This window comes from Legionella sp. D16C41, from assembly GCF_048541585.1.
In the GTDB taxonomy this organism is placed as follows: Bacteria; Pseudomonadota; Gammaproteobacteria; order Legionellales; family Legionellaceae; genus Legionella_C.
Map to the genome: position 1 here is coordinate 1980526 of NZ_CP183303.1, position 13593 is coordinate 1994118.

Sequence of the window (13593 nt, forward strand, 5' to 3'; positions counted from 1 at the left end):
TAAGTAAGGTTTAATTGTAGTTTTCAAGTTATAATTTAAGCTTTAAATCAAGATTAAACATTTAAAGTTAAAGTAACAATCCAAAATATAATAGCTTTTTATTTATCCATTATGAACAGCTAATTGACGTAGCGCTTCTCTAATCAATTGCTCACAAGTTTTTGAGCCATTATCTAATTTTTTAATTATTCGAGTTGCCTCTTGCAGCTTATACCCTAAGGCTTCTAAAGCACAAATTGCTTCATGTTGCTCGTGTTGATTACCTAACATAGTTTGATCAGCGATAGAAATTACTTCATTTTGAGCTAATTGATTAACAATATCTTTCATTTCAATGATAAGACGTTCCGCTGTTTTTTTACCAATACCAGGCAGCTTAGTTAAAAAATTAGTATTATTCTGGCTAATAGACTGAATCAGCTCTAAAGGAGTAACACTGGAAAGGATTCCTATAGCCACCCGGGGGCCTACTCCATTTATTTTAATTAACGCTCTAAATACAGACCGCTCTAACTTATCTGAAAAACCATATAATAAGAAAGCATCTTCCCTAACCACTGTATGGATATGTAAGCTTACAGTATCATCACCGCCATCAAGCTTAAAAAAGGTTTGTAATGAGGTCTCAACATCATATCCTACACCGTGAACATTTATCACCAGCTTTCCCGGCTGCTGCTTATCAATAATCTTACCTTGCAACCAACCAATCATTATCGTTTCCTTAATTGATTTTTAATACTATTTCGCATGTGGCTGTGACAAATTGCAATAGCTAGTGCATCAGCTGCATCTTTTTGCGGTGGACGATTTAACATTAGTAAACGAACCACCATATGATTAACTTGATCTTTCTCTGCAGCACCATAGCCGACAATAGATTGTTTTACTTCTCGAGCTGAGTATTCACTAACTTTGATACGGTGCGATGCAGCTGCAACTAAAGCAGCGCCGCGAGCATGTCCCAGTTTTAAAGCAGCATTAGGATTTTGATGCATAAAAACTTCTTCAATAGCAACCTCATCAGGATTAAAATCATCCATAATTTGACAAATACCATCAAATATTTGTAAAAGCCTTATGCTTAAATCACTTACAGATGTCCGAATACAACCACTATCAAGATAGTAGATATTACGTTTCTCCTCTTTAATGACGCCATATCCAGTTACACGAGAACCGGGATCAATACCTAAAATAACACTCATTAGTGGGTCGATTCGAATAAAGACTCAGGAAGTTCAGCATTGCTATGGACTTCTTGCACATCATCAAGATCTTCAAGCATATCAATTAATTTAATTAATGATTCAGCTGTTTCGTGGTCAAGCTTAACGGTTGTTTGAGCATGCATAGTTAAATGAGACTGCTCAATTTCAAAGCCTGCATCTTGTAAGGCTTGCTCTACATTATGATAGTTTTCAGTAGTAGTAATGATTTCAATTTGTCCTTCTTCAGAAGTAACATCCTCAGCACCAGCCTCAATAGCAACTTCCATAATTTTTTCTTCTGGTTGACCTGCGGCAAGTAAAATCTCGCCTTGTTTGGTAAACAAATAAGCTACAGAACCATCAGTACCTAAATTACCGCCATGTTTAGTAAATGCATGCCGCACTTCAGAAACAGTACGATTTTTGTTATCCGATAGACAATCAACTAAAATGGCTACTCCGCCTGGACCATAACCTTCATAACGCATTTGCATCATACTATCGCCTTCAAGGCCGCCAGCACCACGTTTAATAGCATTATCTATCGTATCACGCTTCATATTTGCTTTTAAGGCTTTAATAATCGCATCTCGCAATCTAGGATTACTTGTTTCATCTGCACCACCCATACGTGCCGAAACTGTAATTTCGCGAATTAATTTAGTAAAAATTTTACCGCGTTTGGCATCCTGGACCCCTTTTCTAAATTTAATATTTGCCCACTTACTATGGCCAGCCATAACCCACCTCTTTCTAATCGATAAATACTAAATTATATCCTGTCATGACTTTAAAAAGAATGATTTATCTACAGCGGTCATCAATTAGTTTCCTAAAATAAAAATCGAAATAATTTAGTTATTTATAATTTGTAAGGCTTGTATAAAACGTCTTAGAATGCAACTATTAGCAAATAATAGATACTGCAATTAGTTACAAGGAGAAAACTTGTGTTAGCAGGATTTGGTAACCATCATCAAACAGAGGCAATTGCTGGCGCCTTACCACAAAATCAAAATTCACCACAGCAATGTGCTTATGGACTTTATGCAGAACAATTAAGTGGTAGCGCGTTTACAAGACCTCGCCATCTTAATCTACATAGCTGGTTATATCGTACCGCACCTTCTGTTACACAAGGAGATTATAGTTATCATCATGAACCAGCATTGAAATTTATTACTCTACAGCCACCTAACCCATTTCGCTGGTCACCTTTTCCTGCGCCAACTATCGAAATAGATTTTGTAGATAGCCTATTTCATATTGCCGGAAATAAATTTGTTAATGCCTACCTCTATCAATGTACTCAGTCTATGTCAACTCGTTATTTCAGTAATTATGACGGTGAAATGCTATTTGTTCCTTATCAAGGAGATATTGTTTTATTTACTGAATTTGGCCGACTCGAGATTGGCCCTGGAAAAATTGCAGTTATACCGCGGGGCGTTAAGTTTAAAGTTGAATTAAAAGATAATTTAGCTTGTGGCTATTTAGCTGAGAACTCAGCACAACCTTTAACAATTCCTTCACTAGGTATTATTGGCTCAAACGGTTTAGCTAATCCGCGTCATTTCCTTTACCCTGTTGCAGCCTTTGAAGACATTCATCAACCTGTTGTTTTAATTTGTAAATCAGCTCATCACTTATGGCTTTGTCGCAGTAATTATTCGCCATTAAATGTAGTAGCTTGGCATGGTAATTATGCGCCCTACAGTTATGATTTATCATTGTTCAACACAATTAATACAGTCAGCTTTGATCACCCCGATCCTTCAATTTTTACTGTATTAACCTCGGAAAGTAATAGTAGTGGTATAGCTAATCTAGACTTTGTAATTTTCCCTCCGCGCTGGGTGGTTGCTGAGCATACCTTTAGACCGCCCTACTTTCATCGCAATATTATGAGTGAATTAATGGGACTAATTCAAGGCCAGTACGACGCTAAAAAAGAAGGTTTCCTGCCTGGCGGAATTAGTATTCATAATTGTATGACAGCCCATGGGCCTGATAGCCAAACCTATAAAAATGCACTTAACGACGAGCAAAAGCCTACTCGTTATGAGAATACACTTGCTTTTATGTTTGAAACCTCTATGCCATGGTTAATTAGTGAAAGGGCATTTATGCATCCTGCTCGGCAGCAAAACTACTCAGCTTGCTGGAGAGGATTTGATATTGCCAAACTGTGAGTAATTTATCACTAAACTCGCGCGGGCATTCATAAACATTAGAGTGGAAGGGGGTAGTTTAAAAGGTCTTTTGTAAGCCAACCCTTTCTTGGCCTTATATTTTTAACGGTAATTGCTGTAATTTATTTATGATTCTTGACATATCAAGTATAAATTGCTCTAATTTTTATTAAGAAAATTTTTAAGGTTCAATACTCTTTGAGTCATCCTGATTGAACCTATCATTAAATTTTTGGTGATGGCTCTTATTGTTTAAACAATAGGAGCTATTACTATGAATCAACCAGATAACTTACCTTTTATCTTAAGTCTGAAAGAAGGCGATTCTTTATTTCAAAGTATAATAAATTATGTATCCTATGCTAATTTAAAATCTGCAATTATCAATGGTCTTGGTGCTTTAACTAATGTCAGAATTGGCTTTTATCATCGCGATACTCAACAGCATACTACAAAATTATTTCAAGAAGCCCATGAAATTGCCTCTTTAACTGGCAATGTAACTTTAATAGATAATGATTGGTTTGTGCATATTCATGTAGCTCTAGCTGGCGATGATTTTCAAGTTTTTGGTGGTCACCTTATTAGCGCTGAAGCTAGTGCATCTACAGAAATTCTAATTACTCCATTAAATGACACCATCCAGCGAAAAAAGCACCCTAGCTTAGATATAAAAATCATTCCTCCATTTGTAAATAACTAAAATGGAGCTCAAAATGAAAACTACCACTCTAAATGGGTTAAAAGAATATAGTTTGGCTGATTTGCAAGCTAACTTAGATCAAGCCGTCAATAATTATAATCAAAATGGCATTATCGTTCTCAAAAATTATATTAATCAAATCGAATTAGCCCAATTATTAACTGAAATTAAAACTATTCAATATGATGCAGAATTAGATGTTATCCAAAATTGGGGTAATGAAATTGTTTGCTTTTATTCTAAAAATCCTATGAAGTCAGATTCGCAACTCAACGAATATGTGACAGAACCTTATTTCCAAGAATCTAGCCACAAAGCGCATGTATTTTATGAAATTATAAATAATAAACGAGTAATCAATAGAATTGGTCATGGCATGCATCTCATAGAAAAATATTCTCAAATGCAACAAACAGTTTATCGTAACGCTATGCTTATAAAAATATTGCAAGGTATAGGATTTAAAAGACCAATTTGTCATTTAAGTGTTTACATTCCTAAATATCCTAAGGGCTCAGGTAGTGAAGTTAAACCACATCAGGAATCAACTTTTGCATATACTGAGCCTACTTCAGTGGTAGTCTTATGGCTGGCGTTGGACGATGCTTACGTAGAAAATGCTTGCATGTATGGGGTTATCGGCAGCAATCGGTGGCCTTTAAAATGGGTTTCACAGGTTAATCATCAAGCTAAGGTTAGGCGATTTAAGCAACTTAATGATGTATATATCCCGGATTTTGTAACAGAGCATAATGACTATACTCCTTTAGAAATCAAAGCTGGAGATGCGTTATTATTTCATGGCAATTTTATCCATTGCAGCCCAATAAATAATTCTAGTTATATGCGTAGAGCATTATCTTTCCAATTTATTGAAACTTTAGGGACTATTTACCCCACTAACAATTGGTTACAACCACCAAATAATCTTTATTTATATAATGTCTAACGGCTTAGGAAAAATAAAATGTCTATGTATGATAGCAATGAATTCTTTAAAACCTACTTTGCTAATACTAGTGAAAAAAACACACTTATTGATCTAATGAATGCGCGATTTTTTCCGCCCAAAGAGTCTTTTAATATTTTAGATTTAGGTTGCCATGATGGTGCTCTAATAAAAAAAATATTTGCTGCCTATGCTAACAGAATGCCAGCAAATATTTCCTTGACTGGTGTTGATCCTAGCTTTGAGGCTTTATTACGGTATACAAAGAATCAATTAGATATTCCCGCCCAAATTAATATCTTTATGGATACTGCTGAAAACTACTTTATTCAAAGACCAAAGGAAGAACATTTTGATTGGGTAATTGCTTCTCAATGTCTTTATTGGTCCCCTGACCTGCCCTATATAGTTAACAAAATAGCAAATTGTGCAGGAGCCGGTTTAATCGTCTTAAGGGGGCAACGTGGCATTTATGAAATTCAATCTCATTTTAAGCACTATATAGGAAACTCAAATGAACAATTCTATACTGCAGATGAAATAGAATCAGCCCTGCTTAATCAGGCTATTCCTTTTGAAAAGGAACTTAAAACCACCTATATTCAGTTGCCAGCTCCAGGAAGTATAGAAATGAAATGGTTAATTGCCTTTTTTCTACAACAAGATGAGAAAAAAATTAACGATGATATATGCCACGAAGTTGAAGCTTGGATATTCGCAAGAAATGCAAAAAAAATTACACATGATGTATATTTTTTCTGGTTAGGTAAAGCCATTTTACGAGCTAATAATGAGCAATTGCTATATAAAGTAGAGTTGATTTAGGTTTTATAAATTTTTCCCTAAAATATTGCCTATTAATACTACACGAGATAATACTAATGAAACTTATTTAAGGTATCAAATTGAATACTAAGCTAAGCCTATAAAATATATTTCTTTGCCCAACATAATTTACTTAGGGAGAAATTAATATAGCTATTATCTCGTAAGTACTCAATTTGATAAGTTTTTTTAAATAAGTTAACTTATAAATGCCCATGCTCACCAATATTAGGACGTTTACCAGTTAAGTAAGCCTTACCATACTTAAATAATTGTACTACCTTAGCCCCTTTACCCTGCCAATATTCTGCTTGATAAGCATCGACTTTTATTAAAGCCACAGATGGGGAATCTTTTCCTTGTGGAAACCATGAAGCAACAAAAGGGTTCCATAATTTAGCAATTAATTGCTTATCTTGACACAAAGACGCTCGTCCTGAAACTGATACAAATGTTTGTGACTTAATACCGCTAAAGGCTAAACATACTTCTTGGGCATGCTCTATTGCTTCAGTCTTTTCAGTAGGATGTTCTGTAAAAAAATAAAAAGATCCACTAAATTCTTTTTGAGCTAGATACATAGGACGAGCTTGCAAAATATTATCTTCATAGGTGACAAGCATCGCTGTTTCTAATGGCTCAACCAAATCCCATAATTGCTTTGCTTCTTCTGAACTTAACATAAAAATATCCTTTTTCTATTTCCCGTTTATTTAGTGTAGAAGAGAAAAACCTACTCTGTAAATTTTTAACAACTATATTTTATATATTCTTTATCTTATCCTTTTAGAAAATTAAATTTGGTAATGTGCTAAATTAATAGGTCAGTTACCTATGATTCTAGGTAACAATTATTTAATCTCTAAATTTAACTAGCAGGCCTAAAATAATTTGTAAGGTATTGCTTTAATGATGTCTACCCTAACCCCTAGTTAAAATTAAGTATCGTTAAAATAGGTCTTCCTGCGTTAAACCAACTCGCTCTAACAATCCTCGCAAAGTTTTTAGGGCTTCAACCTGAATTTGCCTGACTCGCTCTCTTGTTAAATCGATTTCTTTACCAACATCCTCTAAAGTTGCTTTCTCAAAACCTCGTAAGCCGAAGCGTCTAGCGATCACTTGCTGTTGGTTTTCAGTTAATTTATCAAGCAAAGACTCAATATGCACTCGCAAATCCTCATCAGTTAGCAGCTCTGCTGGATTCATACTATTCTCATCGGGAATAGTATCTAGTAAAGATTTGTTTTCATCATAGCCAATCGGCGTATCGATTGAAGTTACCTTGTCGTTTAGACCTAGAAGCTTTTGTACATCTTCTAGTGGCCTATCAACTAAATCGGCAATTTCCTCTGGTGAAGGCTCATGGTCTAATTTTTGTGTTAAGTGTCTGGCAGCACGCAAATAAACGTTTAATTCTTTAACAACATGAATTGGCAAACGGATAGTACGCGTTTGATTCATAATAGCCCGCTCAATAGTTTGCCTAATCCACCACGTAGCATAGGTAGAAAAACGAAAGCCACGATTAGGATCGAATTTTTCTACTGATTTCATAAGCCCAAGATTACCTTCTTCTATTAAATCTAGTAAAGGCAAGCCTCGATTTAAATAACGTCTAGCAATTTTAACAACTAAGCGTAAATTAGATTCGATCATTTTTTTACGTGATTTAGCATCACCTTTTAAAGCAAGCTTCGCATAATGGACTTCTTCTTCAGCAGAAAGAAGCGGTGAGAAACCAATCTCACTTAAATATAATTGTGTTGCATCCATTATCTTGCTGGCTTGACGGCCACGTTGAAAAGATGGAAACGCTTCTTCATCAGAAAAGTCAGGCTCAAACTCTTCAGGATCAATATCTAAACTTAAATCATCAGAGGCAAGTAGGTCTTCTGGCTCAACCCATTCTTCATCTGGTAAATCAGATTCTTTAATCGAATCGTTATCTGCCTGCATGATTTCACCTTTGTGTTTAATTCATTCCTGAGAAATTGGTTTACTTTGAAAATTAATTATTTATCGCAAACTTTATTAAACATAAACATTAAATAATGCCAAAATAATTATAGCTTAGGCAGGAAAACGACTGGATTAACTGGCTGTCCTGCTTTTCTAATTTCAAAGTGAACCCCCCAAAATTTCCTATCCACAATACCCATGTCGGCAATAATCTGGCCAGCTTTAACAATTTGGCCTTCTTGCACGCGATTATTTAAATTATTTCCGTAAGCGGTAAGGAATTGATCACTATGTTTAATTATAATCAAATTTCCATAACCTGCTAGGCCATTTCCAGAATAAGCGACAATTCCTGGAGCAGCTGCATAAATTAATGTTCCTTTTCTACCAGCAATATCTATGCCTTTTTTTCCTAATTGAGGGTTAAAATTAGAAATAATTTTCCCTAAAGCGGGCCAAACCCATTTACCTGTAGCTTTATTGGAAGCCGTTGGATAAATATTAGGCGGCTTTCGCATAAGTTTAAAAGGTTGTTTGTTTCTGGCTAAAACAGACTTTCTTCCTTGAGTCTCAATTTGCCAAGCTGAGTTACCTTGGGCAGAATAAGGTAAATGTAAAACCTGCCCTATATAAAGCCTTGAATTTTTTAGATGGTTATATTTTAGAAGTGTTCTAAAATCCAAATCATAGCGGAAAGCAATAGCATAAATAGTTTCGCCTGAACGAACAATATGCCTTGCAGGTCGGCCTATATAAGAGTGCCATTGTAGCTCTTCAACTGGAGCTAAATAATTTTGTTGTTGGCAACCCATTAATATTAAAAGTAAAAAAAGATAAGACTTACGCATGATGATTTTTATAATAAGTTAGCGTTAGTTAAAATAAGAAAATTATAATTTCTTGAAATTAAGCTATTTCTATCTGGTCAACCCAATCGGTTAATTGATTAAACACCTTATGATGAGTCATATCCAAATGAAGTGGCGTAATTGAAACATAATTTTGGCTTACAGCATAAAAATCAGTACCAGGACCTGCATCTGCTTCTATGCCTGGTGGCCCAATCCAATAAATAGGACGGCCTCGCGGATCGACATCTTTAACAACTGGCTCTGCACCATGTCGTGTACCTAGACGAGTTATTTTAAAACCTTTAATTTTATTTAAGGGTAAGTCAGGTACATTGATATTTAAAATTGTCTGAGGAGCTAGCATTTTAGCACGCATATTAGAAACTAACTTACGAGCAATAATAGCCGCTGTATCATAATGTTTAATGTTATCGCCAACCATAGAGAAGGCTAGCGCCGGAAAGCCTAAGTATCGACCTTCAACGGCAGCAGCAACAGTACCTGAATAAAGTGTGTCATCACCTAAATTAGCGCCATCATTAATGCCTGAAACCACTATATCTGCTATAGAATCTAAAAACCCGGTTAAAGCTAAATGCACACAATCTGTAGGGGTACCTTCAACACTATAGTAGCCATTATCAAGCCGTCTTATATGCAACGGTCTAGTTAAGGTTAATGAGTTACTCGCGCCGCTACGATTTCTATCAGGCGCTACCACATCAACTTCAGCAATTTTAGCCATTTCCGTCGCTAATGCATGAATTCCAGGCGCATGCACACCATCATCATTACTTACTAAGATTCTCATCATCTAGTCTCTGGTGATTCTAACCATTTTACTACAGCTAAACGGGTTTTTAATTCTTGTTCACTTGTAGCTATTTTATCTTTTAAATTAGTAGGCTCTGAGTTGCCTTTTCTTAATTCATTGTTTACCGTTGCTAGCTGAATTTGCAAATTTAAGATTTTTAGACCAAATTGTTGTGGATTTAATTGTAGCTCATAGGCATAACGATTTAAATCTTGCGCAATATCACTAAGTTCCTCACAACTTACTGTTGCTGGCTGTTTTTTGGGGCATTGTTTAAGAGCAGCTTGCAAAGCCTGTGGATTATTACGATAATATTCTTTGTTATGGGCCATACAGCTTGTTAAAAAAACCATCAGAAGGCATCCTATTATATTTTTAACCATACTAACCCCTTGGTTATAAATTAGTGATGTTAACATTAGTTAATTACTTCTGCTATGGACGATTCTTTATTATTTTGGAGCAACGTTCATTGAATTCAGTCTACCAATTGGCTATTGTTACGCAATTTATTTATAAAGATAATAATTATGCTTGATTTTGATATTTTCCGTGATGAAAAAACTGGGGAATTGTACTTAGAGACTTCAATCTGTGGCAAAGCGCTTCTAACTTTACCACAATTAAATAAAAGTACTGCTTTTACCTTTGATGAACGACGTGAATTTGGCTTATTAGGAAAATTACCCCATCGAGTTGAGACTTTAGAAGAGCAAGTTAAGCGTGCTTATTTACAGTTTTCAAGCTATAAAACCAGTTTGCAGCAAAATATTTATTTAAATAATTTACATGATAAAAATCAAATTTTATTTTATAAACTAGTTAGTCGCCATTTAGCCGAAATGCTACCCACCATTTATACCCCTATTGTAGGTACCGCAGTTAAGCGGTTTAGCCATGAATACCGACAGCCCAGAGGTCTATATATTGCCCATTCTGACAAAAATTTAATTGAAGAAATTATCGGTAATCGCTCAAATCCTGAAATTGATGTCATTGTAGTGACAGATGGCGAAGGGGTATTAGGTATTGGCGATCAAGGTATTGGCGGCATGGATATACCTGTCGCGAAGTTAATGGTTTATAGTTTATGCGGCGGTATTGATCCTGCGCGTACATTACCTGTTTTCCTTGATGTAGGTACCAATAATACTGAGTTACTTAGTGATCCTTTTTATCTTGGCTGTAGGCACCCTCGTATTAGCTCAGAACAATATGATGGGTTTATTGAAACATTTGTTACAGCAGTGCATAAACATTTTCCAAATGCTTTTTTACATTGGGAAGACTTTGGTCGTGGGAATGCAAGACGAATATTAGATAAATTTCAAGATGAACTATGTACCTTTAATGATGATATTCAGGGCACAGGCGCGGTTACCTTAGCTGCTTTACTTGCAGCTTGTGAAGTAACTGGCAAAAAGTTAAATGAACATTGTATCGTTGTTTTCGGTGCAGGCTCAGCCGGTACAGGCATTAGCGATCAAATTGTAGATGCTTTAGTTAAACTTGGGATGAATTTAGAAGACGCCTATGAACATTTTTGGTTAATTGATAGGCAAGGTCTTTTAATGGAGAACGACTTAGAATTAACAAATGCCCAGAAACCTTATGCCAGAAAATTAAAAGACATTGCCCATTGGACCATTAATGATAAACAATATCCTTCTTTAACGGATACAATTCGTCATGTTAAACCTTCAATATTAATTGGCTGCTCAGCACAACCAGGTGCTTTCTCACAAGATATTATTGAAATAATGACTAACCATTGTGATAGACCAATTATTTTTCCCCTTTCAAATCCAGATGAGAAATGTGAAGCACAACCTGCTGATATTTTAAGTTGGAGTCAAGGTAAAGCCCTCATCGCAACAGGGACTGCGTTTCCGGCTATAGAATATCAAAATCGCTTAATACAAATTGCTCAGTGTAATAATGCATTAGTTTTCCCAGGTATTGGGCTAGGTGTTTTAGCTGTTCAAGCTTTAAGATTGTCAAAAGGAATGATTTGGGCCGCCGCTCAAGCGTTAAGTGAATTTGCCCCAAGTAAAAAAGACAGTTTCCTCCCTCTCTTGCCATCTTTAGATGATGCACAAGTTGTCGCTAAATATATTGCTGTTGCAGTAGCAAAAGCTGCAATCGAGGAAAATTTGGCAGAACAAAATCAAGAAGCTGATTTAGAAAAAGTAGTAAATGATTTATTTTGGGAACCACGCTATTTACCCTTTCGTAAAAGAGAAGGAAAATAGTTAATTGGAGCCTAATCTGGGTAATATCTGAAGTATCAATAGCCACGACATTAAAGTTTGAAAGGCTACCTTATTTATAAATAAGGTAGCTAAGATAGTGTCTTATATACAACCTGCAGTTACTGGATTATTGAGTTACAGGCGTATTTTGAAAATTAACTGTTACAGTTTGCAAGGTTGCGCCTTGATTTTCCCAGGATCTAGCATAGCTAAAAACAAGCGCTGTAGCTTTTGGCCGTGATGCGTTTGGTTCAATTGCAAAAGTAAAAACCATTGTACCTGGCGCACCCATAAGATTGGTATCAGGGCGATTATACTTACTAGAAACTAACCGTAGCAAAGAACGGTCATAGTTACGCAATGTCCATTGATAGCCTGTAGTTTGATTGGCGGGTAATACTACTTGGAATTCATTATCTGTGGGCTTAAGATTAATGGTCATCGCCTTATTGGCTGCATATGAAGTTGCCATTATTACTAATAAAACAGTAGTCCCTAGAAATTTCATCCATTTCATACTAATCTCCTAAGCTCTAATTACGTTTAAGTATAATTATAGGTTTAATTTAAATACTTGTTTACAAAATTAAGGAAAGGAAAGTAAAGAATGAAAGCAATTGGCTATAAAAAACTTGGTACCCCTGAGGTTTTGGAAGATATGGATTTACCCAAGCCTAAAGCGAAAGGTCATGATTTGCTGGTGGAAATCAAAGCTGTTGCAGTTAATCCCGTTGACTGTAAGGCACGTGCTTATATGGTAGAGCCTAAAGAAAATCAATATCAAATTCTTGGTTGGGATGCTGCTGGAATTGTTACAGAAGTAGGTGAAAAGGTTAGTTTGTTTAAACCTGGCGATGAAGTTTGGTATGCAGGCGCAATAAATCGGCAAGGATGTAATAGCGAATATCATTTAGTTGACGAGCGAATTGTTGGTTTTAAACCTAAAACACTTTCCTATAGTCAAGCAGCAGCCCTGCCTTTAACTACTCTTACAGCTTGGGAACTCTTATTTGACCGTCTTGCTATTGAGACAGATGAAAGAGCAACTCTTCTTGTTACAGGTGCCGCCGGAGGTGTTGGTTCTATCCTAGTTCAACTAGCACGTCAATTGAGTTCATTAACCATCATCGGAACAGCCTCTAGAGCCGAATCGCAAGCTTGGGTAAAAGATAATGGAGCGCATCATGTTTTAAATCATTTAAAGCCACTTAAGCCGCAATTAATTGAATTAGGTCTAAATGAAGTAGATTATGTAATTAGTTTAACGCATACCGATGAGCACGGCCTAGAATTAATAGATTGTTTAAAACCGCAAGGAAAATTTGCGCTTATTGACGATCCTAAAAATTTGGATTTTAAAGCATTTAAGCTAAAAAGCATATCAATTCATTGGGAACTTATGTTTACCCGCTCAATGTTTACAACAACAGATTTAATACGCCAACATGAAATTTTAAATGAGACAGCACGCTTAGTTGATCAAGGCTTAATAAAAACAACTTTAAATGAAGAATTTGGTGTTATTAATGCTACTAATCTCAAACGTGCTCATTATTTAATTGATGAAAGCCATTCAGTAGGTAAAATTGTACTTGCAGGATTTAGCTAAGAATTGGAAATGAAATTTATAGGTTAATTACTCTAACGTAGCTTTTATCTATTTTGCCACTTACTGGTGATATTAAAATTGCAAGAATTGCATAAACTTAAACAAAGTAAGTGGCACTCGATTACGGAGAAGAAGTAGAGTATAAATATATAAGCGTCATAACAAATGATATACTCTAATTTTTACTGGATAGTATTCATTAATAAATCTAATTTAACTATTACTTAA

General features: G+C 35.6%; 15 protein-coding genes. 6 read left to right on the forward strand and 9 right to left on the reverse strand.

Translation table 11 applies throughout. The features are described 5' to 3' along the window. Positions 1 to 102: 102 nt before the first annotated feature. From ruvA to ACNVED_RS08635, 3 genes are read right to left on the reverse strand one after another with little or no spacing between them, the layout of a single operon-like run. Entirely contained in the window at positions 103 to 714 is a 612-nt protein-coding gene (gene ruvA / locus ACNVED_RS08625) for a Holliday junction branch migration protein RuvA (RefSeq protein ID WP_419418620.1), read from the reverse strand. Beyond that, positions 714 to 1208, reverse strand: a complete 495-nt coding sequence (gene ruvC, locus ACNVED_RS08630) for a crossover junction endodeoxyribonuclease RuvC (protein ID WP_419418621.1) — start codon at positions 1206 to 1208, stop codon at positions 714 to 716. The genes ruvA and ruvC overlap by 1 nt, the downstream gene beginning before the upstream one ends. Next, positions 1208 to 1951 carry a YebC/PmpR family DNA-binding transcriptional regulator gene (locus ACNVED_RS08635; protein WP_419418622.1) on the reverse strand — a complete coding sequence of 248 codons (744 nt, stop codon included), beginning with the start codon at positions 1949 to 1951 and terminating at the stop codon, positions 1208 to 1210. The genes ruvC and ACNVED_RS08635 overlap by 1 nt, the downstream gene beginning before the upstream one ends. 210 nt (positions 1952 to 2161) lie before the next feature. On the opposite strand from ACNVED_RS08635, the gene hmgA reads away from it, so the two are divergent. The 4 genes from hmgA (at position 2162) to ACNVED_RS08655 (ending at position 5880) form a co-directional block, all read left to right on the forward strand. After that, positions 2162 to 3403 (forward strand): homogentisate 1,2-dioxygenase, encoded by a 1242-nt coding sequence (gene hmgA / locus ACNVED_RS08640; RefSeq protein WP_419418623.1) that lies wholly within the window; start codon positions 2162 to 2164, stop codon positions 3401 to 3403. A 274-nt stretch (positions 3404 to 3677) separates the two neighbouring features. Next, a complete protein-coding gene (locus ACNVED_RS08645) occupies positions 3678 to 4106 on the forward strand; it encodes a PPC domain-containing DNA-binding protein (RefSeq protein WP_419418624.1) in 429 nt (142 codons plus the stop codon). 13 nt (positions 4107 to 4119) lie between these two features. After that, complete coding sequence (locus ACNVED_RS08650; protein ID WP_419418625.1) at positions 4120 to 5055, forward strand: phytanoyl-CoA dioxygenase family protein; 936 nt, start codon at positions 4120 to 4122, stop codon at positions 5053 to 5055. An 18-nt stretch (positions 5056 to 5073) separates the two neighbouring features. Further along, positions 5074 to 5880, forward strand: a complete 807-nt coding sequence (locus tag ACNVED_RS08655) for a methyltransferase (RefSeq protein ID WP_419418626.1) — start codon at positions 5074 to 5076, stop codon at positions 5878 to 5880. A gap of 203 nt (positions 5881 to 6083) precedes the next feature. Here the strand turns inward: ACNVED_RS08655 and ACNVED_RS08660 are convergent, their stop codons facing one another. The 5 genes from ACNVED_RS08660 to ACNVED_RS08680 all read right to left on the reverse strand — a co-directional run bounded on the left by ACNVED_RS08660 (position 6084) and on the right by ACNVED_RS08680 (position 9887). Continuing rightward, positions 6084 to 6563 (reverse strand): pyridoxamine 5'-phosphate oxidase family protein, encoded by a 480-nt coding sequence (locus tag ACNVED_RS08660; RefSeq protein ID WP_419418627.1) that lies wholly within the window; start codon positions 6561 to 6563, stop codon positions 6084 to 6086. Between the two features lie 265 nt (positions 6564 to 6828). Beyond that, positions 6829 to 7836, reverse strand: a complete 1008-nt coding sequence (rpoS, locus tag ACNVED_RS08665; RefSeq protein WP_419418628.1) for an RNA polymerase sigma factor RpoS — start codon at positions 7834 to 7836, stop codon at positions 6829 to 6831. A 107-nt stretch (positions 7837 to 7943) separates the two neighbouring features. Next, positions 7944 to 8687, reverse strand: coding sequence for a peptidoglycan DD-metalloendopeptidase family protein (locus ACNVED_RS08670; RefSeq protein ID WP_419418629.1), 744 nt, complete (start codon positions 8685 to 8687; stop codon positions 7944 to 7946). 58 nt (positions 8688 to 8745) lie between these two features. Continuing rightward, the gene (gene surE, locus ACNVED_RS08675; RefSeq protein ID WP_419421162.1) at positions 8746 to 9501 is read right to left on the reverse strand and encodes a 5'/3'-nucleotidase SurE; all 756 of its coding nucleotides are present in this window, start codon (positions 9499 to 9501) and stop codon (positions 8746 to 8748) included. Further along, the gene (locus tag ACNVED_RS08680) at positions 9501 to 9887 is read right to left on the reverse strand and encodes a hypothetical protein (protein ID WP_419418630.1); all 387 of its coding nucleotides are present in this window, start codon (positions 9885 to 9887) and stop codon (positions 9501 to 9503) included. Before ACNVED_RS08680 ends, surE begins: the two co-directional genes overlap by 1 nt. A 147-nt stretch (positions 9888 to 10034) precedes the next feature. On the opposite strand from ACNVED_RS08680, the gene ACNVED_RS08685 reads away from it, so the two are divergent. Next, on the forward strand, positions 10035 to 11756 hold the full coding sequence (locus ACNVED_RS08685) for an NAD-dependent malic enzyme (RefSeq protein ID WP_419418631.1): 1722 nt from the start codon (positions 10035 to 10037) through the stop codon (positions 11754 to 11756). A 127-nt stretch (positions 11757 to 11883) separates the two neighbouring features. Here the strand turns inward: ACNVED_RS08685 and ACNVED_RS08690 are convergent, their stop codons facing one another. Further along, positions 11884 to 12273 carry a protease inhibitor I42 family protein gene (locus tag ACNVED_RS08690; RefSeq protein ID WP_419418632.1) on the reverse strand — a complete coding sequence of 130 codons (390 nt, stop codon included), beginning with the start codon at positions 12271 to 12273 and terminating at the stop codon, positions 11884 to 11886. Between the two features lie 90 nt (positions 12274 to 12363). Here ACNVED_RS08690 and ACNVED_RS08695 point away from each other — a divergent pair, with 90 nt between their 5' ends. Beyond that, a complete protein-coding gene (locus ACNVED_RS08695) occupies positions 12364 to 13365 on the forward strand; it encodes a zinc-binding alcohol dehydrogenase family protein (protein ID WP_419418633.1) in 1002 nt (333 codons plus the stop codon). Positions 13366 to 13593 lie beyond the last annotated feature (228 nt).

Coding starts and splice junctions, on each gene's coding strand:
- ruvA (WP_419418620.1), bottom strand. CDS start 714: ATGATTGGTTGGTTGCAAGGTAAGATTATTGATAAGCAGCAGCCGGGA.
- ruvC (WP_419418621.1), bottom strand. CDS start 1,208: ATGAGTGTTATTTTAGGTATTGATCCCGGTTCTCGTGTAACTGGATAT.
- ACNVED_RS08635 (WP_419418622.1), bottom strand. CDS start 1,951: ATGGCTGGCCATAGTAAGTGGGCAAATATTAAATTTAGAAAAGGGGTC.
- ACNVED_RS08645 (WP_419418624.1), top strand. CDS start 3,678: ATGAATCAACCAGATAACTTACCTTTTATCTTAAGTCTGAAAGAAGGC.
- ACNVED_RS08650 (WP_419418625.1), top strand. CDS start 4,120: ATGAAAACTACCACTCTAAATGGGTTAAAAGAATATAGTTTGGCTGAT.
- ACNVED_RS08655 (WP_419418626.1), top strand. CDS start 5,074: ATGTCTATGTATGATAGCAATGAATTCTTTAAAACCTACTTTGCTAAT.
- ACNVED_RS08660 (WP_419418627.1), bottom strand. CDS start 6,563: ATGTTAAGTTCAGAAGAAGCAAAGCAATTATGGGATTTGGTTGAGCCA.
- rpoS (WP_419418628.1), bottom strand. CDS start 7,836: ATGCAGGCAGATAACGATTCGATTAAAGAATCTGATTTACCAGATGAA.
- ACNVED_RS08670 (WP_419418629.1), bottom strand. CDS start 8,687: ATGCGTAAGTCTTATCTTTTTTTACTTTTAATATTAATGGGTTGCCAA.
- surE (WP_419421162.1), bottom strand. CDS start 9,501: ATGAGAATCTTAGTAAGTAATGATGATGGTGTGCATGCGCCTGGAATT.
- ACNVED_RS08680 (WP_419418630.1), bottom strand. CDS start 9,887: ATGGTTAAAAATATAATAGGATGCCTTCTGATGGTTTTTTTAACAAGC.
- ACNVED_RS08685 (WP_419418631.1), top strand. CDS start 10,035: ATGCTTGATTTTGATATTTTCCGTGATGAAAAAACTGGGGAATTGTAC.
- ACNVED_RS08690 (WP_419418632.1), bottom strand. CDS start 12,273: ATGAAATGGATGAAATTTCTAGGGACTACTGTTTTATTAGTAATAATG.
- ACNVED_RS08695 (WP_419418633.1), top strand. CDS start 12,364: ATGAAAGCAATTGGCTATAAAAAACTTGGTACCCCTGAGGTTTTGGAA.